This is a genomic window from Acinetobacter sp. DL27, assembly GCF_055810995.1.
The window spans coordinates 915,347-938,087 of sequence record NZ_CM147947.1 but is presented as its reverse complement, the minus strand read 5'-3'; the positions used below and the strand labels follow the sequence as shown (position 1 = coordinate 938,087).

At 41.5% G+C, this 22,741-nt stretch carries 19 protein-coding genes, 1 tRNA gene and 1 pseudogene; 13 read left to right on the top strand and 8 right to left on the bottom strand.

What is annotated here, in order from left to right; genetic code table 11:
- Window positions 1–57 precede the first annotated feature (57 nt).
- Window positions 58–1,662 carry an isocitrate lyase gene (locus AC0KVP_RS04495; protein WP_473339267.1) on the bottom strand — a complete coding sequence of 535 codons (1,605 nt, stop codon included), beginning with the start codon at window positions 1,660–1,662 and terminating at the stop codon, window positions 58–60.
- Between the two features lie 646 nt (window positions 1,663–2,308).
- Between AC0KVP_RS04495 and AC0KVP_RS04490 the strand changes: the two genes are divergently transcribed.
- The 4 genes from AC0KVP_RS04490 (at window position 2,309) to AC0KVP_RS04475 (ending at window position 6,739) form a co-directional block, all read left to right on the top strand.
- Window positions 2,309–3,298 (top strand): LysR family transcriptional regulator, encoded by a 990-nt coding sequence (locus tag AC0KVP_RS04490; protein ID WP_004982677.1) that lies wholly within the window; start codon window positions 2,309–2,311, stop codon window positions 3,296–3,298.
- Window positions 3,299–3,427: 129 nt separating this feature from the next.
- The gene (paeA, locus tag AC0KVP_RS04485) at window positions 3,428–4,756 is read left to right on the top strand and encodes a polyamine export protein PaeA (protein WP_058870077.1); all 1,329 of its coding nucleotides are present in this window, start codon (window positions 3,428–3,430) and stop codon (window positions 4,754–4,756) included.
- Between the two features lie 236 nt (window positions 4,757–4,992).
- Window positions 4,993–6,333, top strand: coding sequence for a CitMHS family transporter (locus AC0KVP_RS04480; protein ID WP_473339264.1), 1,341 nt, complete (start codon window positions 4,993–4,995; stop codon window positions 6,331–6,333).
- 121 nt (window positions 6,334–6,454) lie between these two features.
- The gene (locus AC0KVP_RS04475; RefSeq protein ID WP_473339262.1) at window positions 6,455–6,739 is read left to right on the top strand and encodes a hypothetical protein; all 285 of its coding nucleotides are present in this window, start codon (window positions 6,455–6,457) and stop codon (window positions 6,737–6,739) included.
- 47 nt (window positions 6,740–6,786) lie between these two features.
- Here AC0KVP_RS04475 and AC0KVP_RS04470 read toward each other — a convergent pair whose 3' ends face one another.
- Window positions 6,787–7,299, bottom strand: coding sequence for a hypothetical protein (locus tag AC0KVP_RS04470; protein WP_004982687.1), 513 nt, complete (start codon window positions 7,297–7,299; stop codon window positions 6,787–6,789).
- 173 nt (window positions 7,300–7,472) lie between these two features.
- On the opposite strand from AC0KVP_RS04470, the gene AC0KVP_RS04465 reads away from it, so the two are divergent.
- Entirely contained in the window at window positions 7,473–8,201 is a 729-nt protein-coding gene (locus AC0KVP_RS04465; RefSeq protein ID WP_473339260.1) for a hypothetical protein, read from the top strand.
- A gap of 40 nt (window positions 8,202–8,241) precedes the next feature.
- On the opposite strand, the pseudogene AC0KVP_RS04460 reads toward AC0KVP_RS04465, so the two are convergent.
- Window positions 8,242–10,008: pseudogene (locus tag AC0KVP_RS04460) on the bottom strand (alkaline phosphatase D family protein).
- Between the two features lie 213 nt (window positions 10,009–10,221).
- On the opposite strand from AC0KVP_RS04460, the gene AC0KVP_RS04455 reads away from it, so the two are divergent.
- Window positions 10,222–10,307 (top strand) — tRNA-Leu (locus AC0KVP_RS04455).
- Between the two features lie 97 nt (window positions 10,308–10,404).
- Window positions 10,405–10,773 (top strand): hypothetical protein, encoded by a 369-nt coding sequence (locus tag AC0KVP_RS04450; RefSeq protein ID WP_473339258.1) that lies wholly within the window; start codon window positions 10,405–10,407, stop codon window positions 10,771–10,773.
- A gap of 54 nt (window positions 10,774–10,827) precedes the next feature.
- Here AC0KVP_RS04450 and AC0KVP_RS04445 read toward each other — a convergent pair whose 3' ends face one another.
- From AC0KVP_RS04445 to rlmE, 4 genes are all read right to left on the bottom strand, one after another.
- On the bottom strand, window positions 10,828–11,139 hold the full coding sequence (locus AC0KVP_RS04445; RefSeq protein ID WP_004982696.1) for a DUF5713 family protein: 312 nt from the start codon (window positions 11,137–11,139) through the stop codon (window positions 10,828–10,830).
- Window positions 11,140–11,299: 160 nt separating this feature from the next.
- The gene (gene folP / locus AC0KVP_RS04440) at window positions 11,300–12,151 is read right to left on the bottom strand and encodes a dihydropteroate synthase (RefSeq protein WP_473339257.1); all 852 of its coding nucleotides are present in this window, start codon (window positions 12,149–12,151) and stop codon (window positions 11,300–11,302) included.
- Between the two features lie 134 nt (window positions 12,152–12,285).
- Window positions 12,286–14,178 (bottom strand): ATP-dependent zinc metalloprotease FtsH, encoded by a 1,893-nt coding sequence (gene ftsH / locus AC0KVP_RS04435; RefSeq protein ID WP_004695609.1) that lies wholly within the window; start codon window positions 14,176–14,178, stop codon window positions 12,286–12,288.
- Between the two features lie 132 nt (window positions 14,179–14,310).
- Window positions 14,311–14,961 carry a 23S rRNA (uridine(2552)-2'-O)-methyltransferase RlmE gene (rlmE, locus tag AC0KVP_RS04430; RefSeq protein ID WP_004695608.1) on the bottom strand — a complete coding sequence of 217 codons (651 nt, stop codon included), beginning with the start codon at window positions 14,959–14,961 and terminating at the stop codon, window positions 14,311–14,313.
- 194 nt (window positions 14,962–15,155) lie between these two features.
- Between rlmE and yhbY the strand changes: the two genes are divergently transcribed.
- Both yhbY and AC0KVP_RS04420 read left to right on the top strand, forming a co-directional pair.
- Window positions 15,156–15,479 (top strand): ribosome assembly RNA-binding protein YhbY, encoded by a 324-nt coding sequence (gene yhbY, locus AC0KVP_RS04425; protein WP_004982701.1) that lies wholly within the window; start codon window positions 15,156–15,158, stop codon window positions 15,477–15,479.
- 13 nt (window positions 15,480–15,492) lie between these two features.
- Window positions 15,493–16,032: a DOMON-like domain-containing protein gene (locus tag AC0KVP_RS04420; RefSeq protein ID WP_005400429.1), complete on the top strand. Its 540-nt coding sequence runs from the start codon at window positions 15,493–15,495 to the stop codon at window positions 16,030–16,032.
- A gap of 86 nt (window positions 16,033–16,118) precedes the next feature.
- Here AC0KVP_RS04420 and AC0KVP_RS04415 read toward each other — a convergent pair whose 3' ends face one another.
- The gene (locus tag AC0KVP_RS04415) at window positions 16,119–16,565 is read right to left on the bottom strand and encodes a hypothetical protein (RefSeq protein ID WP_010327273.1); all 447 of its coding nucleotides are present in this window, start codon (window positions 16,563–16,565) and stop codon (window positions 16,119–16,121) included.
- Window positions 16,566–16,873: 308 nt separating this feature from the next.
- On the opposite strand from AC0KVP_RS04415, the gene carA reads away from it, so the two are divergent.
- The 4 genes from carA (at window position 16,874) to AC0KVP_RS04395 (ending at window position 22,669) form a co-directional block, all read left to right on the top strand.
- Complete coding sequence (carA, locus tag AC0KVP_RS04410) at window positions 16,874–18,016, top strand: glutamine-hydrolyzing carbamoyl-phosphate synthase small subunit (protein WP_473339250.1); 1,143 nt, start codon at window positions 16,874–16,876, stop codon at window positions 18,014–18,016.
- Window positions 18,017–18,030: 14 nt separating this feature from the next.
- Window positions 18,031–21,264: a carbamoyl-phosphate synthase large subunit gene (carB, locus tag AC0KVP_RS04405; RefSeq protein WP_473339248.1), complete on the top strand. Its 3,234-nt coding sequence runs from the start codon at window positions 18,031–18,033 to the stop codon at window positions 21,262–21,264.
- A 93-nt stretch (window positions 21,265–21,357) separates the two neighbouring features.
- Complete coding sequence (gene greA / locus AC0KVP_RS04400; protein ID WP_005400425.1) at window positions 21,358–21,834, top strand: transcription elongation factor GreA; 477 nt, start codon at window positions 21,358–21,360, stop codon at window positions 21,832–21,834.
- 214 nt (window positions 21,835–22,048) lie between these two features.
- Window positions 22,049–22,669: a CatB-related O-acetyltransferase gene (locus AC0KVP_RS04395; RefSeq protein WP_473339246.1), complete on the top strand. Its 621-nt coding sequence runs from the start codon at window positions 22,049–22,051 to the stop codon at window positions 22,667–22,669.
- Window positions 22,670–22,741 lie beyond the last annotated feature (72 nt).

Genomic DNA, 22,741 nt, shown 5'->3' with positions numbered 1-22,741 from the left:
AATTAACTCATAAAAAACCCTGCTTTCGCAGGGTTTTCTTTTGAATCAGTTCAGTGCTTAGTGAGCAGCGAATTGGTTCATTGTGTTTTTAGCATCATCGTGCGCTTTAAGAGCGTTGTCACCAGAGAAGATTTCTTTGTGATCATCACCGATGTCAGAACCCGCCATTGCTTGGTGTTTAACACAAGCGATACCACCACGGATTTCTTTACGTTGTACGCCAGCAACATAAGCCAACATACCTTCAGAACCGAAGTAACCTTGTGCAAGCTCATGAGTAGAAAGCGCAGCAGTGTGGTAAGTCGGAAGTGTGATCAAGTGATGGAACACACCCGCTTCACGAGCAGCATCTGCTTGGAATGTACGGATCTTAGCGTCTGCATCAGCAGCTAATTCAGTAGCATCGTACTCAGCGCTCATTAATTTAGCACGGTCGTAAGCAGAAACGTCTTTACCTTCAGCAACCCAACGGTCGTAAGCTTGTTGACGGAAGTTTAAAGTCCAGTTGAACGATGGGCTGTTGTTATAAACAAGCTTCGCATTTGGAACAGTTTCACGTACACGGTTAACCATGTGCGCGATTTCGTCAACGTTTGGAGTCGCAGTTTCGATCCAAAGAAGGTCAGCACCATTTTGAAGGCTAGATACACAGTCAAGTACAACACGGTCAATTTGAGTGTCAGCACGGAACTGGTACAAGCCAGAAGCTAAACGCTTAGGACGGTGTAATTTACCATTACGTTTGATCAAGATTTCATCTTCTTGAGCATCAGCAATGTCAATTTCAACAGTGTCTAGGAAACCGATGTATTGAGAAGCGATGTCGCCTGGCTCTTTAACCACTGGGATTTTTTGAGTCAAGTCAGCGCCTTCAGAGTCAGTACGCGCAACAATGATACCATCGTCAAGACCCATTTCTAAGAATGCATAACGTAATGCATGGATTTTAGAGATGAAGTCTTCGTGCGGAACAGTTACTTTACCAGCTTGGTGACCACATTGTTTCGCGTCAGATACTTGGTTTTCGATTTGTAGTGCACAAGCACCCGCTTCGATCATTTTCTTAGCAAGTAAGTAAGTCGCTTCTTCGTTACCGAAACCAGCATCAATATCCGCAATAATTGGCACAACGTGAGTTTGGAAACCGTCGATTTGCGCAGTGATTTCAGCAGCTTTTGCAGTATCGCCTGCTTCGTTTGCTTTTTTAAGCGCACGGAAAAGGTCGTTTAATTCTTTCGCATCAGCTTGGCGTAAGAACGTGTAGATTTCTTCGATCAACGCAGGTACTGAAGTTTTTTCATGCATAGATTGGTCAGGAAGTGGACCGAATTCTGAACGAAGTGCAGCAACCATCCAACCAGAAAGGTAGATGTAACGACGTTCAGTCGTACCGAAGTATTTTTTATTCGCAATCATTTTTTGTTGTGCGATGAAACCGTGCCAGCAACCCAAAGACTGAGTGTATTTGCTAGAGTCAGCATCATAAGCAGCCATATCACGACGCATAATTGCAGCTGTGTATTTAGCGATATCTAAACCAGTTTTGAAACGGTTTTGGATTTGCATACGCGCAGCATCTTCAGGACTGATGTCTGCCCAAGTGCTACCGAATTTTGCTTTTAATTCGCGGATTGCATCAATCGCTGTTTGATATGTAGTCATGATATTTCCTGTAATAATATTAGGATTTTCTTCAACGAAAAGCTAAAATCAGACCCTCAAGCTTTTGCTTAGATTTAGAGCGCTTCGTTGCGATGAATACAGATTAGATTGACAGAAAAAATTAATCCAATATTCTGCATTAATTTTCAGTATTTATTTAAAAAATATATAGATAAAAGTCTAATTATATTTCGACATATCCAAAACAAGTATTTGTTATTATTAAATTTAAATAAAATAGAATGAACCTAAAAAATACACACTTTGTCGAATATTTCTTCATTAGACTTAAGTCTCGGCCGTTGAAAAAAGAGTTCAAACCGAAAATCAATACTTAATGTGACCCAAATGACAAAAGTTCAAAATTTAGCAAAAAGAGTATTTATCACGCTTTTATTCAACCAACAATAAGCCATCTCAAGCCATTTTCTAGGCGATAATCTGAGCCTCAATTTACGCATATTGAGACATTGCTTAGGACTAATATGCTCTCCGTTTTTAAGCATAAAAACCCATTTTCTGAGAAAATGAAGGGGGTATTCTTTATACAACCCGATGCTTTTTTTTTCGTCAGTTTATTACACAAGCCCGATGGCTTATGGCATAATGCAAATAATTTCATGATTTTATTCTCGGTATTTATTTTATGAATCTGGAGCGGGTTGATCTAAACCTCTTAATTTACTTGGACGTACTTTTACGCGAAAAAAATGTAACCCGAGCAGCTGAACAATTGGGTGTCACCCAACCAGCAATGAGTAATATTCTACGTCGTCTTCGTAACTTATTTAATGATCCCCTGCTCATTCGTTCTTCTGAAGGTATGACACCGACCGAACGGGCTTTAGAATTACAACCCCGCATACGTGACGCTCTTTCTGATCTCTCCATGATTTTGGAACCTCGTACCGAGTTCCGTCCTTATACCTCAAATCGTGTTTTCCGCATTATGACTTCGGACTATGCCGAAGCAACCTTAGTTCCCCGCCTCGTTAAAGCATTACGTTCAGAAGCACCAAATGTGGTCTTAGACTTCTTAACTCCAAGTGATGTGTCATATCGTGATATGGAACAAGGTAAAGTTGATCTAGCCATTAACCGATTCAATGAAATTCCACAAAGCTTCCACCAAGTTTTGGTTTGGCGTGACAGTTTTTCATGTTTGCTCAATGGTAAACACCCTGCTGCCAGCAACTTAAACCTAAAAAGTTATCTTGATGCGCAGCATATTTGGGTCTCTAAAACAGGTATGGGCGTTGGTTTCGGCGTTAACCCTGAAAAACAAGCAGGTCTAGGTTGGATTGATCAAGCTTTGGAGCGTATTGGCCAAAAACGTAAAATTTCGGTCTTCACTCGACATTATCAAATGCCTGCACTATTGGCTTCAAATGTAGACTTGATCGCGACTTTACCTACCCGTATTGCACGCTTACAAGCCAAAAGTCAAAATCTCCTGATTAAAGATCCACCTTTTTATATTCCAGAATTTGAGTTGAAAATGGCATGGTGCCCACTGTTGCATCACCATCCTGCACATCGCTGGCTTAGACAGCTGATTTTGTATGTGGCACGTCAAATGATTGAGGAAGAAAATCGTGAGTTTTTAGGCAATAACTCGCAATTCTCACATTATTAAGCATTCAAGCTCTAAATAATTCATTTTCATACCAATAACTCAGGTATGATAGAAGACAGTAAGTGATTACTGTCTTTATTTTTTTGTGTTAAAAATATTCATAATAACGATGAATCACAGGTGGATTCCGTGAGCCTTTTTCAAAACATAGTTATCATTCTAGTCCTGATTGCTGGGGCGGGTTTCTTGTCTCTGACAGAAATTGCACTGGCAGGAGCACGTAAGGTCAAGCTAAAAATCTTGGCTGAGTCGGGCGATGATCGCGCACAGAAAGTTTTGAATTTACAAGAAAATTCTGCTGACTTCTTTGCCGCTTCACAAATTGGCTTAAACGCAGTGGCAATCTTGGGCGGTATCTTAGGTGAAGGGGCTTTTCGTCCTTACTTCATGAGCTTTGTTTCTCGTTTTTATACTGGCCCTTGGTCTGAAACCATTAGCTTTGCTCTATCTTTCACTTTAGTCACCTCCTTGTTTATTTTGTTTGCTGACCTCATGCCAAAACGTTTGGCCATGATTGCCCCTGAAAAAATCTCTATTGCGGTGATTAATCCCATTCAGGTGTTTATTAAGGTCTGCAAACCTTTGGCTTGGATTATTAATGCTCTTGCCAACTTGTTATTCCGCCTGTTTAAAGTGAATACCACCCGTGACGACAACATTACCTTTGATGATATTTCTGCGGTGATGGATGCTGGTGCGCAAGCTGGGGTGCTGCAAAAGCAAGAACACCATTTCATTGAAAACGTATTTGAACTTGAAGAGCGGAACGTTCCTTCAAGTATGACCACACGTGAAAACGTGGTGTATTTTACTTTAAATGAATCCGAAGCCAGTATTCGTCAAAAATTGGCGGAATATCCTTATTCTAAGTTTTTAGTCTGTAGTGAAAATATTGACGATGTAATTGGCTATGTCGATGCCAAAGACATTCTGGTCCGTATCCTGAATAATCAATCTTTACTGCAACTCAATGAAAGCACCATTCGTAATGTTCTCACTATTCCAGACACATTAACCTTGTCTGAGTTATTAGACCGTTTCCGCTCCACCAAAGAAAAATTTGCCGTGGTGATTAACGAATATGCGTTGGTCGTGGGTGTCATCACCCTGTCAGACATTATGATTACGGTCATGGGCGATTGGGTTACTCCAATTGAAGCCGAACAACAGATCATTAAACGTGATAATAATTCATGGCTAATTGATGGTAGCACGCCGATTGAAGACATGAAGCATGCACTGGCCATTGATGAAATGCCAGATGAAGAAAATTATGAAACTTTGGCTGGTTTTATGATGTACCGTCTACGCAAAATTCCACGCCCTGCCGATACCGTAGAATACGCAGGCTTTAAATTTGAAGTAGTCGATGTCGATCATTTTAAGATTGACCAACTTTTAGTGACGCGCCTACTTGAAGAAACACTACAGCCTGAAACCAAAACAGTTGAAGAATAGAAACATCGCCTTGAATCAAAACCTTGCAACTGCAAGGTTTTTTTGGCTTCAGATTTAACTATATGGAGTTATACAAAATAAGTATCTTAATCATACTTTATAGATATATATTATTTATTAGAAAAATAGAACGAAAAATCACATATGTTTAAGAGCATTTAAAAATCATGCCGAATTGCATACTATCGCTGTCACTTGATGAATAAACAGACTTAACACGTTCAAAGGATTGATCCATGCTGACCATTTTAGGTTTAGGCATGATTATGTGCTTCATGTACTTAATCATGTCCAAACGACTGAGCGCTCTTGTTGCTTTAACTTTAATCCCTATCATTTTTGCATTACTTACTTATGTTTTAAGTCTCTTTGTTGACAACCTTGCTGGATTTGATATTGCTGAACTTGGCAATATGATGATGGAGGGCATTAAAAAGCTCGCTCCTACGGGCGTAATGCTCCTTTTCGCAATCCTTTATTTTGCAATTATGATCGACACGGGTTTATTCGACCCTTCAGTAAAATGGATTTTAAAGCAGGTTAAAGGCGATCCTTTAAAAGTGACCCTAGGCACCATTACACTGACTTTAATTGTTTCTTTAGATGGTGACGGTTCAACCACATACATGATCTGTGTTGCCGCAATGCTCCCGCTGTATAAGCGTATTGGTATGAGCCCTTTAATTATGGCTTGTCTGATGATGCTTGCGAGCGGAATCATGAACTTAACTCCATGGGGTGGACCAACAGCACGTGCTGCAACGGCATTGCATGTCGATCCAAACGATGTTTTTGTTCCGATGATTTTACCAATGCTTGTTGCAATTGGTTGGTTATACTTCCTCGGCTTTATGTATGGCCGTATGGAGCGTAAGCGCATTGGTATTGTGGAATTAGATATTAGCCATGGTGACAGTATTCAGATTTCGCAAGAACCAGAAGCTAACCGTGCCCACTTAAGATGGTTTAATGCAATACTGACTTTGGTCTTGATGGTCTGCTTAGTAATGGGTGTTTTACCTGCGGCCATTCTGTTCATGGTGGCGCTGTGTATTGCCTTGGTGGTGAACTATCCAGATTTAGACATGCAAAAGCGTTTGGTTGGTAACCACTCTGCCAGTGCCCTAGCTGTAGTCGGGATTATCTTCGCGGCAGGTATATTTACTGGTATTTTGTCAGGTACAGGTATGGTTGAAGCCATGTCTCAAGAATTGGTTGCCATTATTCCAGAAAGTCTGGGGCCATATTTAGCACCAATCACGGCTGTGATTAGTATGCCACTGACCTTCTTTATGTCGAATGATGCCTTCTACTTTGGCGTACTGCCTGTACTCTCTGAAGCCGCCGGACACTATGGTATCACTCCTGTGGAAATGGCTCGTGCATCGATTGTTGGTCAACCTGTACACTTACTGTCCCCATTAGTTCCATCGACTTACTTACTCTGTGGGTTGGCAGGAATTAACTTCGGTGAACACCAAGAATTTACCATCAAGTGGGCGGTGATTACTTGTTTAGTCATGCTGGTTACAGCAATGATCTTTGGTATTTTCCCACTTTACTCAACACTGGGTTAATCAAATACTCATGCTGAGTTATAACGAACATTAGGTTCAACAACCGATAAATACCCGATGTATCACATCGGGTATTTTAATTTATAATGCCTTGATATAAAAATACAATAGAGTCAAGCTTATGTCTTTTTCATTGCCTGCTATTTTGGCGTGTACTTTCTTTTATTCTGCGCTCTATCTGATTTACTATTATTTCGCCCAATACAGCCACACGCTGCTGATCGTAAGTGCGATTGTTTTGCTGATTTTGGCATGGCGGATTACACCTTATGCTTATGAACGTGGGCAACGAAGCTTTAACGAGACTCTGTCTTTTGGGCAGTATTTCTGGAATCCACTCATTACATGGTGGCGACTGTTTATTTGGCCCATCAGCTTATTACTGTCTTGGATTTTCCATAGTTAAATAGAAGCCATAAAAAAGCACCCGAAGGTGCTTTTGAGACTGCGATCTTAACGACCATACAATTCAAGCAATTTATCTAAAGTCGCTTGATAGTGAATACTAATATCTTCAGATAAAATTTTATATGCGCTGTCAAACTGAACCATTGGCCAGCCTTCTTTCCAAAATGGGAAGATGTTATGCAAATCATGGGTCACGGTCGCATCTTCACGTACAATGGCTTGTGCAACTTGTGACAAGACCTGTGCTGTTTCCGCACCATCAATCGCCATGTAGTCAATCCCACGTACTTTTAAAATACGGATGCGGTCTTTTTTATAGCGAATTTTTTTGGCTTGACCTTCGTTCAGGCCTAATGCCAAAGCTACAGCTTCAACAAATTTACTTTCAAAAGATTGGTTTAAAGCCACAATCGCAAGTTTATGTGCTTCTTGACGACCCGCTTTACCTCCTTTACGAATCTCTTCTTTTGCCTCTGTATCAAGCTCATCGTCTTTCATAGACTGCAAGATGTCTAAAATTTCGATATCACTTAAAGATTCAGGAGAATGATCAGTCATGAACTGCCCTTAGACAAAAAAATTGAATCCGACATTTTCGCATAATTCAGAGTGAAAAAGCGAAATTGTTGTGCTTTTCTATGTGAATATTCTGTTTTGCTTATTTTTTTGAGTCATCCCCTTCCAAATCTACTATAGTAAAGGCTATTTTTCTCATACGCTCTTTTTTGACGATGCATTCCAAACAAGTTCAACTGTTACTGCAACAATTAGAGACCCGCTACCCTGCTGCTTTTAAACGCAATTACTTGCTTTATAGTCAAATCAAAACACGCGGTATTTTAGATGACCAACGTGAAGTTATTCCGTGGGTTTTGGCGGTGATGATTTTTATTCCAATCAGCTTAATTCTGAAAGATTTTTACTTAACTCACTTGGAGAATCTCGATCCTCTCCAAAGTCACAGTTATGCCATTATCAGTATTTTATTGGTGCTGATGTGGGTCTTACCTTTAGTTATTAAGCAAATTAAACATTCATCAAACTCCTTATATCAATTGCAACGCCATGCGCCCATCAAACTCGCTGCGGTGATTCTTTTAAGTGGACTAAATCTAATGTTCCTTGAAAGCAGTTTGCTGATGTGGATCTTGTTTTATTTTGGTGTGAACTTTGGTTTTGTTCGCTTCTATAAAGAAAATTTATTTCGAGACCACAGCCAGTCGGTTGAACATCACCAGTTACAACAACTCAGACGTGTCTGTTTTTGGGCCTATAAACAAACGGTCAAATCTCGACTCCAATTACGCTTTAGTTCCCATCAATCTGAAGATTATCAGGCACGGAAAAACCAGCTGGGGCATGAAGCCGATTTGTATGTGCAACTGCTGAAATATGAGCATGCTTACTGTAAGCAAATTAAACACATCGACCTCGACAGTTATATCGATGAAAAATTATAAAAAAACCGAGCATTACTGCTCGGTTTTTTCTAAGGTCATTTTATGCCGTTTGCTTTAACGCGCTGACTGGCAATAATGTCGGGTCTAATATCACTTGATGCGAGCGAGTTTCGTCAACGATGTATTCTTTATGCTTAATGCTATCTACAAAAATCCAATCTGCTTGCACCTGCTCTGCGGTAAAACGGACTTTCAAATAACCGCGTTGATTCAAATTGCAATAATTTAACTCATCAATCAAGCTGGTAAATGCAAATTCAAATGCTTGTAGTTGCTGCATCGGAATGGACAAATATTTCTCCAACCCAGGGGAAGAGACTGAACTGGTTGCCAACTCCACGCCAACCAATACCCCATCTTTACTCGATAAATCCGAAGCCCAAGCATTGTGGGTATCTCCAGCAAGGACCACAACTTTTTTCTTAAGTTGTGCCAAAGTGCCGTACAAAATTTCACGCTCAGCAAAATAGCCATCCCACGCATCTAAGTTATAAGGTGCAGTAACCGCAAGACGTGCTTTCTCCTCTGGACTTACTGTTGGATCACCTGCATCCATTCGAGCTTTAATTTTTAATAGTTCAGTGATTTGTGTGGTGATTTTACTTAAGGTCTCAGGACTAGGATTACCTGCTGTAATTTCTGCCAGCGACATTAACAATTCTGCTGGAACAAACATTTTGCTCATCAGAATCTGCTGGCCGAGTACATGCCATGTTGACGTAGATTGCTGAAGTTTCTGCAATAACCAATTTCGCTGCTCCCCCCCCATCAAGGTACGCGCAGGATTGATTAAATCGGCTTGGAATTTTGCAATATCTAAACCTGTAGCAGTCATATAGTTTGCATAATCTAATTGCACATTCCGCGCAATAATCCGTGTATCGAGCATCGTCAGTTGAACAAGCGTACCAAAATCAAATTGACGATAAATCTTGATATGCTGATCATCAATTGGACGGATTGGCATCCACTCAAAATAGGCCGCCAGTGCCGCAAGTTTACGTTCAAGGAAATCGCCTTCAGTATCTGACTGATGATTTTCAGCACCCTTTTCCCAGGCATCATTTGCGAGTTCATGGTCATCCCAAATCACAATAAAAGGATGACGTTGATGCGCGGCCTGCAAATCTGGATCTAGTCGGTATAAAGCATAACGTTTGCGATAGTCATCTAAGCGAATAATTTCTGTATTATTATCATCCGCCAGTGTGCGTCCCATCGCCACCGCCTCTTCCGTTGCATATCCGCCCATGCCATATTCGTAAATGTAATCCCCCAAATGAATCACAACATCCACATCCTGTTTGGCCATTTCTTTATAAACATGGAAATAGCCCGCTGGATAATTAGAACATGAGCATACGGCAAACTGTACCGACTGTACTTGCGTTGCCAAGGTTTTGGTTTGCCCTGTGATTGAATACGTCGACGCCGATTTAAAACGTTAGAAATAAACTTGCCCAGCAGCAAGTCCCGTCACATCCACTTTCACAGTAAAATCTTGTGCAGCTGTAGTCAGCACCTTTCCTGTTGCTGTAATGTGTTTAAAGTCTGCATCTTTTGCCACCTCCCACTGCACTTCTAAACGTGCAGAGCTATCCGCCGGTGTTACGCGTGTCCAAATGATGACTTGAGTTTGTAAAGGATCACCACTGGCAACCCCATGCAAAAATTGCACTTGCGTATTGGGCTGTGTGTTTTAGTCGGTGTCATCACCACAAGCAGTCAGTGAAATAGGTAAAGATAAAGCACCAAATCCTGCCAAAGTTTTTTGAATAAGTTCTCGGCGGTTCATTTTTTTTGTCATGTGGATTACCTAAAGACGATATGGACTTGAAATTTATGCGAAAAAGATGACATCCATATCTCAAGTCGATGACATTTTTATGAAGCCTGAACAAGTGCAGCACAGATAATTTTGCTATTTTTTAAACATAAACCGCTGAATTGATTGAAAAGAAAGCAAATAATCACAAATAGACTTGCCAACTTTTATTTCGTCCTCTATTATTGCGCTCATGCCCGAGTGGTGAAATCGGTAGACACAGGGGATTTAAAATCCCCCGCCCACAAAGCGTGCCAGTTCGAGTCTGGCCTCGGGCACCATTCTTAAGCTAATTAAGATGGTGCAATAAAAAATCCAGCAATATGCTGGTTTTTTTATGTCTATAATTTACGCCTCGAAGCACATAACAATCACAATATGAAAAAGAATACCCTCATTATCATCCTGAGCCTAGTTTTTTCAAGCGTCAGCCATGCAGAAGCACTCTCTCAACAAACGGAAAGCAATACGTTTTATGACTTGTTTGCAGGCACGATTATTGAAAAAGACCGTCAACTCTATTTACATGCGTGTAAATCAGTAGATGCTCATTTTAAATTAAGCTTTAATCACACTAAAGACGAGCAACATATTCGTGAGCTCATAAAAAAGTATCCAAAATTTTGGCTGAATCTCAGTGCAAATGCTGAAATGGTCGAAGGCGAATACCTGATGACGGTCGATACGATTCAAGATGAACATTTAAATCAAAGCTGTCATCTCACCGATCTTTTAGATGAGTTGTAACAGCAAACTCTGTTTCTAAAGCAAAACCAACAAAACTTGAAATGAGAGAGTGACTCACCACTCTCTGTTCACCACCAATTCTTCCATTTCAATATCCATAAACCCAGCATCTTGCACCACCATCATCATCGCTTCAGCAATAAAATCGGCAGCAGAATCATCTAATGATGAGTCTAGATCTTCAAAATGCGGCTTCATTTCATTAATTTCAGCCACTGTGGCATTGGCATATTGATAAATATCACCCTCAGATTTTGCTTTTACAATTTTTTTAGCAAAAGTCTCAACATGCTGCTTCACTTCAGCAACAAGAATATCGGGATAATATTCATCATCAAACATAGGGAGAAGTAAATCTGCAAACATACAGGCACTCAAAACGAGAAACTTAAAAAACGAGTCTGTATAACATAAACCAAACAAATCACCAAATAAAAAAGCAGCATCTGAAGATGCTGCCAGTTTAACAATCTGATATAGATCAAATTTTCAAATTAAATCATTAGCCCAACATTCCGCCGCCCCATTAAGCCATATTCATCGCTTGCCAAACCTTGATCGCATCACTCATGGCTTTGACATCATGAGCGCGCACCATACACGCGCCTTGTTGAATACTCAGCAAATGTCCCGCTACAGAACCCACGGCCCGCTGGCCTGCATCCGCCCCACCTAAGGCTTCGCCGATAAAGCGCTTCCGTGACAATGCGGACAAGATGGGATACCCGAGCTGATTCAGCTGATGGAATTCGTTTAAAAGCTTAAGGTTCTGCTTTGCATTTTTAGCAAAGCCAAAACCCGGATCAATAATGATATTTTCAGCTTTGACACCTGCCTTGAGTGCATCCGCCACACGCTGGGAAAGCTCAGCCATCACATCTAAAGTGACATTATCATATTGATCTAAACTATTCATGGTGGTTGGTTCACCACGCATATGCATGATGATCACTGGAATATTCAGTTCAGCTGCCATCTCTAAAGCATTCGGGCGTGTTAATGCTCTCACATCATTCCAGATATGTGCGCCTGCTGCGACTGCAGCTTGAATTACTTCAGGTTGAGAGGTATCAATCGAAATGACCACATCAAGTTCAGCCAAAGCTTCCACCACTGGAACGACACGACGAATCTCTTCCTCAACCTCAACCACAGATGCACCTGGACGCGTCGATTCACCCCCAACATCGATGACTGTCGCCCCATCCGCAATCATTTGCTGAGCATGTGCAATCGCTTGTGCTTTGCCATTATGTTTACCGCCATCACTAAACGAGTCTGGCGTCACATTTAAAATCCCCATCACATGCGGTACAGACAGATCCAGTGATAACTCACCACAACGTAAGATTTTCTTCGGCAAAGCCATCAATTGCATGTGATATTCTCCAGTTTAACTTGCGTTATCATAACGCTTTGCCCACTTTTAAGTGCTTATTTTTCTTCATCGGAAGTGGAAAATCGCGCAATAAAAAACCACCCGAAGGTGGTTTTTTATTTTAACTTTTAAAATTAAGTTGCCGATGGTAATGGTGGTGGTGTGCTTGGACCATCCGTTGGAGTTACATCCATCACAGGATTTTCTGCAACATATACTTTTGGTGGTTGTGGCTCACGACCTTCCATAATGTCACGAATTTGCTCGCGATCAATCGTTTCCCATTCCATCAAAGCTTTCACCATCGCATGAGCAATATCTTTATTGTTTTCTAAGATATTGCGTGCTACATGGTATTGCTCATCGATGATACGACGAACTTCAGCATCTACTTGTTGCTGTGTTGCTTCAGAAATCGTACGACTACCAATGCTGCCCATGAATGATTGCTGAGAATCATCTTCATACACCATTACACCCAGTTTGTCAGACATACCGTACTTGGTCACCATCGCACGTGCCATTTTAGTTGCACGTTCAAAGTCGTTTGAAGCACCTGTCGACATTTGGTTGATAAAGATTTCTTCAGCAATACGACCACCAAACAAAATTGAAAGTTCATTCAACATTTTGTCTTTATAGTGGCTGGTTTGGTCATGTTCAGGCAACTGCCAAGTTACACCCAACGCCCAACCACGTGGCATAATGGTCACTTTATGTACAGGGTCTGTACCCGGAAGAATTTCAGCCACAATCGCATGACCAGCTTCATGGTACGCGGTTGCACGACGTTCTTCTTCACGAATCACCATCGACTTACGTTCAGGGCCCATGTACAACTTGTCTTTTGCATCTTCAAAATCATGCATATCGACAGTATTCTTGTTACGACGTGCAGCAAATAATGCAGCTTCGTTGACAAGGTTCGCCAATTGTGCACCCGAGAAGCCCGGCGTACCACGTGCAAGCACTTGTACATCGACACCTGTCACTGAAGGTAATTTCTTCATGTGAACATTTAAGATTTGCTCACGACCTTTAATGTCTGGCAGACCAACCATTACTTGACGGTCAAAACGACCCGGACGGAGTAAAGCTTTATCCAGTACATCTGCACGGTTTGTAGCAGCAATGACGATAATACCTTCATTGCCTTCAAAACCATCCATTTCCACCAACATTTGGTTCAAGGTTTGCTCACGCTCATCGTGACCACCACCCGTACCTGAACCACGATGACGACCCACAGCATCAATCTCATCAATAAAGATGATACATGGTGCATGACGTTTCGCTTGTTCAAACATGTCGCGGACACGAGACGCACCCACACCCACGAACATTTCAACAAAGTCAGAACCAGAAATACTAAAGAATGGTACTTTCGCTTCACCTGCAATTGCTTTTGCAAGTAAAGTTTTACCTGTACCCGGTGGACCCACCATTAACACGCCTTTAGGAATCGTTGCACCTAAACGTTTAAATTTTGAAGGGTCTTTTAAGAAATCAACAATTTCTACAACTTCTTGCTTTGCTTCATCACAGCCAGCGACGTCGGTAAAAGTCACTTTAATTTGGTCTTCTGCCAACATTTTTGCTTTTGACTTACCAAAACTCATTGGACCGTTTTTACCACCTGCTCCGCCACCCATGTTGCGCATAAAGAACATGAATAACAAAATGATTAAAAGTACAGGGAAGCTTGCGATCAAAAGTTGCATCAATAAACCTTGACGTGCAGGTGCAGTACCTTCAACGACAACGTTATTTTTAATCAGATTAGGCATAAGCTCTGGGTCTTGAACCGCAGGACGAATACTTTCAAACTCTGAACCGTTTGATTTTTGGCCATGAATTCGTTCGCCATCAATTGTCACTTGCTTAATTTGACCAGCATTCACCGCAGCAACAAACTCTGAATAATTCATCGCTGTCGGCTTTTCATTGCTACTGACATTACTGAAAATAAGGATCAGTACGCCCAGTATCACTAGCCACAATATGGCATTCTTGAAGAGATCGCTCAAAGCTTTATTCCCATATCAATCTAATTTGATCATGCCCTATCGGGTGACCTTAAAGTTTCTGCTGAAGATCAGCTTCGCAAAATAATAAAAAGGTACAAAATGCACAATTTTTAACGACTTGGCAAGTAAACTTTATTTGAAAGCCTTCTTACGGCCTTGCCCAACTAAGAATACTTCCTTAGATCGGGCACGTGATGCAGCAGGTTTTACTGTCTTTAACACATCAAAGTTGTCGACTACTTGCTTACGGAACTCGTCAAAGCCTGTACCTTGGAATACCTTTACAACAAATTGACCATTTGGACCGAGCACTTTCGTAGCAAAATCGATGGCCAATTCACAGAGGTAAATCTGGCGAGGTTGATCTACAGCCTTGTTACCTGAAGTATTGGGGGCCATATCTGAAATTACAACGTCTACTTTACGTCCATCTAAAATATTTAACAATTTATCGAATACTTCTTGCTCACGAAAGTCACCTTGCAAGAAGGTCACATCTGGAAGTGCATCCATTTCCAAAATATCAGATGCAACCACCAATCCTCGATCACCGACCAGCTTTCCTGCAATTTGTGACCAACTTCCAGGTGCAGCACCCAAGTCAACCACGGTCATGCCTGGACGGATGATGTTATATTTTTCTTGAATTTCAAGTAACTTATAAGCTGCACGTGCTCGATAACCTTCTTTTTGTGCTTTTTTCACAAAATGATCATCAAGGTGCTCTCTCATCCACGCACGGCTACTTTTGGATAACTTCTGGTTGGTAATGCGTGTTGCCATATCTCTCTAAAACATTAAAATTTCTTAAACTTAATTGTACGTTAATTTCTCTAGGCTTGCAGTATACATCTGTATCCAAATCTTGGGTTTTAGTTGTTTTTTTCTATTATCTAAATCGATTATTTCCACAGAATATAAAGCGTTTAATTTCGCAGTTTGTTATACTAAGCCGTTTTTAAAATTAGGTTATCTTTATGGCGACTTTATCCATTCAGGAACGCAAGCGTTTGCGTCAAATCGGTCATGCTTTAAACCCTGTGGTAATGCTTGGCGGTTCAGGTCTGACTGAAAATGTCGTTGAAGAAATTTTACGTGCTTTAAACGACCACGAATTGATTAAAGTCAAAATCGCAGGTGAAGACCGTGAAGAGCGCGCTGCAATCATTGCAGAAATTGCCTCAACTACAGGTGCAGAAATTGTACAGACCATTGGTAAAATTGCACTGCTTTACAAAAAAGCGGCGAAACAAAATGCCAAATTGTCTAATTTAGTTCGTTTCGCTCACGCAGCAAAATAATTGTAGTTTTTTTATGGCAAGTTACGAACTCAGTGCATTTGATCGTCGCTTTCAAGCTATTTCGCTTGTTGGTGCGATTGAACAACAAAGCCCATATGCTCTCAATATCGGCTTTTGGTTACGCGATCCCAATTTGTACATGCACTGGCCCGAAGTCGTGAATGCAAATCCTCGTCAAGACTTTTTATGGGAAAACACCTGTTTTGAAGTCTTTATCGGGGTAAAAGGCGAAGATTATTATCGCGAGATCAATCTCTCCCCTTCGCAAGCTTGGCAGGCCTATCAGTTTGAGGAATATCGTTATCCTGAAGATATGCCGCCACAGATCGCTTACGATATTGAACTCAATCAATTGAAGCGTACCCACTATGGTTTAAATGTCAGCATTGATCTGACTGAATTTATGCTTCAACACAAACTCAAATGGGCTGACCTATATCTAGGTTTATCCGCGGTGTTGAATACGTCACAAGGTCAACAGTTCTATGCCATGCAGCATAGTGGCCAGCAAGCTGACTTTCACAATAAACGTGATTGGCTACATCAGTTTTAATCCAGACAAATAAACCAGAGCAATAAAAAAGTGAGGCCATGACCTCACTTTTTTATGCACTTAATCTTGAGTTTCGTATAGCGAAATTATTTGCTTGAAACTTTATTCCACGCATCTAAGGTGTGTTCTTTTGAACGTTTGAAAGTTTCAGTTAACTGATCTTTATGTTTTACTGAAATTTCGCTGACATCACCTTTTAATTCTTTACCTAGTTTGGTCAAGTCATCTAAAACAGCAGTAAACTCAGTTTTAACAAACTCTTTTAGTTCAGTTAAGTCTTTTTGAGAGTTCGATAACTGCCCTTTAATGGTTTCTAAGCGCAGTAAAAGATCTTGTTTAAACTGGCGGAGTTGCTCTTGCACGCTGGCATTCAACTGCTTCGCTTCAGCTTCAAGCTTTTCTTTACTTTCAACTACCGCTTCAGTGACCTGCTCTGTTGCTTCTTTCGCCACTTGCTCAAGCTTTTCAGTGCTTTCTGCAACAACTTCTTTCAACGCTGGCTTTGGTTTGGTCACTTTGTCTTGTTCAGTCATGATGTTATTCCTGTTGTTATATACACAGCGACAGCTTAGCGTGATTCGATAAAATTTAGATTTTGATTTGTTAGACAATTATTTGTTGTTACATTTTTCTTTACAAAACTTAGAAACAGTATCCGCTACAAAATAAAAGCACTTTATCTTGTTAATTCCATCTTATTGGCATGGACTTTGTTAGTGAAGTTGCGTATAGTGCCATGTTAAGTTCAAGCGAGCAGACATAGGGAGGGTAGGTTTTTAGATAGCCTTCCTTTTTTTTCGTCTACTCGCTTTTTTACAGCCTAAATTTCAGGAGCTTTGGTTTGAGCACCCCAGCAATTTTAGCCCTTGCCGATGGTACGATCTTTAAAGGAACGTCTATTGGTGCATCGGGTAGTACGACTGGTGAAGTCGTTTTCAACACTGCCATGACTGGCTATCAAGAAATTTTGACTGACCCGAGTTATGCACAGCAACTTGTGACTTTAACTTACCCTCATATCGGTAACACAGGTTGTAATGATGAAGACGCTGAGTCAGGTCGAATTCATAAAGTATGGGCCAACGGATTAATCATTCGTGACCTACCTTTATTGCATAGCAACTTCCGATCAACGCAATCTTTAGGCGAATACTTAAAAGAACATAATGTTGTCGCAATTGCAGATATTGATACGCGTAAATTAACCCGTATTTTGCGTGACAAAGGTGCGCAAAATGGTTGCATCCTTGCTGGTGAAAATATTACTGAAGAGCAGGCTTTAGAAAAAGCACGCTCATTTGGTGGTTTAAATGGTTTAGACCTAGCGAAAGAATGCTGTGACCCAACTGGTTTCGAATGGACAGAAGGTTCTTGGGTATTAGGCAAAGGCTTCACACAACCTGAACTTAAATTCCATGTTGTTGCATACGACTACGGTGTCAAAACCAACATCTTACGTATGCTTGCAGACCGCGGTTGTAAACTCACTGTCGTGCCTGCACAAACTCCTGCTGCTGACGTGCTTGCATTGAATCCAGATGGCGTGTTCTTATCGAACGGCCCTGGCGATCCAGCTGCATGTGACTACGCAATTGAAGCTGTAAAAACAATTGTAGAACACGCTCGCAACCTACCTGTCTTTGGTATTTGCTTGGGTCACCAAATTCTTGCACTTGCCTCAGGTGCAAAAACGGTGAAAATGCCGCATGGCCACCACGGTGCTAACCACCCTGTTCAAAACATGGAAACAGGCACAGTGATGATTACTTCTCAAAACCACGGCTTCGCAGTGGATGCAGAAACTCTTCCTGCAAACTTGAAAGCTACGCACAAGTCTTTGTTCGATCAAACTCTTCAAGGGATTCATCGTACAGACAAACCAGCGTTCAGCTTCCAAGGTCACCCTGAAGCAAGCCCTGGTCCGCATGACTGCGCACCATTGTTCGATCATTTCATCGAACTTATCGAAGCATCTAAGAAGTAATTAAGGAAGCGATCATGGCTAAACGTACAGACATTAAAAGTATCTTAATTATTGGTGCAGGTCCGATTGTCATCGGACAGGCATGTGAGTTTGACTACTCAGGTGCGCAAGCGTGTAAGGCTCTTCGTGAAGAAGGCTACCGTGTTATTTTGGTGAACTCTAACCCAGCAACCATTATGACCGACCCTGCGATGGCAGACGCAACTTATATCGAGCCAATCACTTGGCAGACTGTTGCACAAATCATTGAAAAAGAGCGTCCAGATGCTGTCCTTCCTACAATGGGTGGTCAAACAGCATTGAACTGTGCGCTTGCACTGGATGCCAACGGTATTTTAGAAAAATACAATGTTGAATTGATCGGTGCCACCAAAGAAGCGATTGAAAAAGCTGAAGACCGTAAACTGTTTGATGAAGCAATGCGTAAAATTGGTCTTGAATGTCCAAAAGCTGCGATTGCTGAAAACATGGAAGAAGCTTTAGAGATTCAAGCGCGCTTCGGCTTCCCTGTGATTATCCGTCCGTCATTCACGATGGGTGGTTCAGGTGGCGGTATCGCTTATAACAAAGAAGAATTCCTTGAAATCTGTGAACGCGGTTTCGATCTTTCTCCAACCAAACAATTATTGATTGATGAATCTTTAATTGGCTGGAAAGAATACGAAATGGAAGTTGTTCGTGACAAAAACGACAACTGTATTATCGTTTGTGCGATCGAAAACTTTGACCCAATGGGCGTGCACACAGGTGACTCAATCACTGTTGCGCCTGCGCAAACATTGACAGACAAAGAATATCAATTGATGCGTAATGCATCTTTAGCAGTTCTTCGTGAAATTGGTGTGGAAACAGGTGGTTCTAACGTTCAGTTCGGTATCTGTCCAGATACTGGTCGTATGGTAATCATCGAGATGAACCCGCGTGTATCGCGTTCATCTGCCCTTGCATCAAAAGCAACTGGTTTCCCGATTGCAAAAATTGCAGCGAAACTAGCAGTTGGTTATACCCTTGATGAATTAAAAAATGACATCACGGGCGGAACGACTCCTGCTTCGTTCGAACCTGCGATTGACTACGTGGTAACAAAAATTCCACGTTTCAACTTCGAAAAATTCCCACAAGCAGACGCAACACTGACCACACAGATGAAGTCTGTGGGTGAAGTGATGGCGATTGGTCGTAACTTCCAAGAGTCTGTAAACAAAGCACTTCGTGGTCTTGAAGTGGGTGCGTGTGGTTTTGATGAAAAAATCGCAGTAGGTACTGAAGGCGCGAAAGAAAAGATCTTGGTTGAACTTAAAGTTCCGGGTCCAGAGCGTATTTGGTATGTAGCTGATGCATTCCGTCATGGTTTCACGTTAGAAGACGTGTTCCAAGCGACAAAAATCGATAAATGGTTCTTGATCCAAATCGAAGACATCATCAAAACTGAAAATGAAATCAAAACGTTAGGTTTTGGTGATCTAAACGCAGACAACATTCGTTCGTTCAAACGTAAAGGTTTATCTGACCTTCGCATCGCGAACTTGATGGGTATTTCGCAAAAGCAATTCCGTAAGCACCGTTGGAACTTGGGCGTGACTCCAGTTTACAAACGTGTGGATACCTGTGCAGCAGAATTCGAATCTGACACTGCATACATGTATTCAACTTACGATGATGAGTGTGAATCAAATCCATCTGATAAAGATAAGATCATGGTGATCGGTGGTGGTCCTAACCGTATTGGTCAAGGTATCGAATTCGATTACTGCTGTGTACACGCGGCGCTTGCAATGCGTGAAGATGGCTACGAAACCATCATGGTGAACTGTAATCCAGAAACAGTTTCAACGGATTACGACACTTCTGATCGTTTGTACTTCGAACCAATCACTTTGGAAGATGTACTTGAAATCGTTCGTACTGAAAAGCCAAAAGGCATTATCGTTCAGTACGGTGGTCAGACTCCGCTTAAATTAGCTCGTGCTTTAGAAGAAGCGGGTGCGCCAATTATCGGTACATCACCAGATGCGATTGACCGCGCAGAAGACCGTGAACGTTTCCAACAGATGATTCAACGTCTTCAACTTCGCCAACCCAACAACAGCATTGTAAAATCTGCTGAAGAAGGTATGGCTGAAGCATCTAAAGTAGGCTACCCACTTGTGGTACGTCCTTCTTATGTACTCGGTGGTCGTGCGATGGAAATCGTATACAACGACGACGAACTTAAACGCTACTTACGTGATGCGGTACAAGCATCAAATGAAGCGCCTGTTCTTCTTGACCGTTTCTTAGATGATGCGATCGAAGTTGACGTAGACTGTGTATCTGACGGTAAAGACGTTGTGATTGGCGGTATTATGCAGCATATTGAACAAGCAGGGATTCACTCAGGTGACTCAGCATGTTCGATTCCTCCATACTCACTCTCAGTTGAAATCCAAGACGAAATGCGTCGTCAAACTGTTGCTATGGCGAAAGAGCTTGGCGTTGTTGGTTTGATGAACGTACAGTTTGCTGTGAAAGGCGAAGACGTTTACATCCTAGAAGTGAACCCACGTGCGTCTCGTACTGTGCCATTCGTTTCTAAATGTATCGGTGAGTCTTTAGCGAAAGTTGCTGCGCGTTGTATGGCGGGTCAGTCTTTAGAATCTCAAGGATTCACTAAAGAAATCATCCCGACTCACTTCTCTGTAAAAGAAGCGGTGTTCCCATTCAACAAGTTCCCGGGTGTTGACCCTATTCTTGGCCCTGAAATGAAATCTACAGGCGAAGTAATGGGTGTAGGTAAAACATTTGGTGAAGCATTCTACAAAGCTGTGTTAGGCTCGAATGAACGCGTACCAGGTCTTCCTACAGAAGGCGAAGTGAAGCATGCATTTATCTCTGTGCGTGATTCAGACAAGCCTCGTGCTGTTGGTATTGCGAAGCAACTGGTAAGCTTTGGCTTCAAAGTACTTGCGACTGGCGGTACTTATGAGTTCATTAAAGCTGCAGGTATTGAGTGTGAACGTGTAAATAAAGTCACTGAAGGCCGTCCTAATATCGTGGACCGCTTGAAAAATGGCGAAGTTCACCTCATTATCAATACAACTGAAGGCAAACAAGCTCAACAAGATTCGTTCTCGATTCGTCGTTCAGCGCTTCAAGCGAAAGTGTATAACACTACGACCTTGAACGGTGCTGATGCTGTATGCCAAGCTTTTGCGATTCAATTGCCAATGGATGTATACCGTTTGCAAGATTTACAAACTGTAGGTTAATTCGTTTACCGAGAAGTCCCGTCACCTCTCGGTGGCGGGCTTTTTTCATTTATAAACCTATATTTTTTACACTCACAGACTTGAGGGACAACAATGCAACGTTATCCTATGACTCCCCAAGGCAAATTAGCCTTAGAGAAAGAATTACATCAATTAAAAAGTATTGAACGTCCACGTATTATTGCGGCAATTGCTGAAGCACGTGAGCACGGGGATTTAAAAGAAAATGCGGAATACCATGCTGCGCGTGAGCAACAAGGTTTCTGTGAAGGTCGTGTTCAAGACATCGAAGGTAAATTGGGTGCGGCTCAAGTTATCGATGTAAAAGAACTTGAACAAAACGGTCGTGTGGTTTTTGGGGTGACAGTCACTATCGAAAACTTAGACACCGAAGAACAAAAGACCTATATGATCGTTGGTGACGACGAAGCTGATTTTAAAATCAATAAAATTTCAGTGAACTCTCCTATCGCACGTGGCCTTTTGGGTAAAAGTGAAGGTGACGAAGCAAAAATTCAAACCCCTCAGGGTGAAGTTGAATACGAAATTGTAAAAGTTGCATATATCTAAGTTTCTTTGATATTTACGGCTGTAGAAACCCCTCGATTGAGGGGTTTTTTGTTTTTGTATTTTCCCAAATACCTCTCCCTAGCCCTCTTCTTATGCACGTGGGAAATTTCACTACAAGAATGAGATAGATTTAAGGAATCCATTTTCCCCTCTCTTTTTCAAAGCAAGACTTTTATTTGTTATAATTTCTCACACTCTTCAATGCTGTCTTTTTATGTCTGAGCCCCTGATTAATTCTCCTGTCAAACACTGGTGTGAGTTTGAGTTCATCTCTAAAACGGTGAAGAATCCGAATATTCACATTAAAGGGAATTACTCCTACTATTCAGCGTATTGGGATCAAGGTTTTGAACGTTGTGTGGTGCGTTATTTGCATGATAAGCTCTCGACCGTAGATAAACCGATTGATCAGCTCTATATCGGTAACTTCGTTTGTTTTGGGGCAGAATGCATCATTATGATGGGTGGTAACCAACTGCATCGTACTGACTGGATTTCAGCTTTTCCTTTTGATACGCGTAGTTTTGTTCCCGCAGGTAATACCATCATTGGCGATGGCTGCTGGATTGGCTCTCGTGCCATGATTATGCAGGGTGTAACACTCGGTGAAGGTGCTGTGGTTGCGACGGGTGCTGTAGTCACTAAAAATGTACCACCTTATGCGGTTGTAGGTGGTATACCTGCAAAAATTATTAAATACCGATTTCCAGAAGATGATATTCAAAAACTGCTTGCCCTTAAACTTTATGACTTAGATGAAAAGCAGTTTTTAAAGATGCGTGAGCAGTTACAGACGGATGATGTTGATCAACTTTTAGATTATTTTAATTCTTAATGAACTAAAGTCCCCTGCTTATATAAGATTGCCAATTACTGATGAAATTATTGGAATGATCGAATTCGTAAA

What these genes read in the sequence shown, in the direction of transcription:
- AC0KVP_RS04495 (WP_473339267.1), bottom strand. Translation starts at nt 1,662, where the DNA reads ATGACTACATATCAAACAGCGATTGATGCAATCCGCGAATTAAAAGCA.
- AC0KVP_RS04490 (WP_004982677.1), top strand. Translation starts at nt 2,309, where the DNA reads ATGAATCTGGAGCGGGTTGATCTAAACCTCTTAATTTACTTGGACGTA.
- AC0KVP_RS04480 (WP_473339264.1), top strand. Translation starts at nt 4,993, where the DNA reads ATGCTGACCATTTTAGGTTTAGGCATGATTATGTGCTTCATGTACTTA.
- AC0KVP_RS04475 (WP_473339262.1), top strand. Translation starts at nt 6,455, where the DNA reads ATGTCTTTTTCATTGCCTGCTATTTTGGCGTGTACTTTCTTTTATTCT.
- AC0KVP_RS04470 (WP_004982687.1), bottom strand. Translation starts at nt 7,299, where the DNA reads ATGACTGATCATTCTCCTGAATCTTTAAGTGATATCGAAATTTTAGAC.
- AC0KVP_RS04465 (WP_473339260.1), top strand. Translation starts at nt 7,473, where the DNA reads ATGCATTCCAAACAAGTTCAACTGTTACTGCAACAATTAGAGACCCGC.
- AC0KVP_RS04450 (WP_473339258.1), top strand. Translation starts at nt 10,405, where the DNA reads ATGAAAAAGAATACCCTCATTATCATCCTGAGCCTAGTTTTTTCAAGC.
- AC0KVP_RS04445 (WP_004982696.1), bottom strand. Translation starts at nt 11,139, where the DNA reads ATGTTTGCAGATTTACTTCTCCCTATGTTTGATGATGAATATTATCCC.
- folP (WP_473339257.1), bottom strand. Translation starts at nt 12,151, where the DNA reads ATGCAATTGATGGCTTTGCCGAAGAAAATCTTACGTTGTGGTGAGTTA.
- rlmE (WP_004695608.1), bottom strand. Translation starts at nt 14,961, where the DNA reads ATGGCAACACGCATTACCAACCAGAAGTTATCCAAAAGTAGCCGTGCG.
- yhbY (WP_004982701.1), top strand. Translation starts at nt 15,156, where the DNA reads ATGGCGACTTTATCCATTCAGGAACGCAAGCGTTTGCGTCAAATCGGT.
- AC0KVP_RS04420 (WP_005400429.1), top strand. Translation starts at nt 15,493, where the DNA reads ATGGCAAGTTACGAACTCAGTGCATTTGATCGTCGCTTTCAAGCTATT.
- AC0KVP_RS04415 (WP_010327273.1), bottom strand. Translation starts at nt 16,565, where the DNA reads ATGACTGAACAAGACAAAGTGACCAAACCAAAGCCAGCGTTGAAAGAA.
- carB (WP_473339248.1), top strand. Translation starts at nt 18,031, where the DNA reads ATGGCTAAACGTACAGACATTAAAAGTATCTTAATTATTGGTGCAGGT.
- greA (WP_005400425.1), top strand. Translation starts at nt 21,358, where the DNA reads ATGCAACGTTATCCTATGACTCCCCAAGGCAAATTAGCCTTAGAGAAA.
- AC0KVP_RS04395 (WP_473339246.1), top strand. Translation starts at nt 22,049, where the DNA reads ATGTCTGAGCCCCTGATTAATTCTCCTGTCAAACACTGGTGTGAGTTT.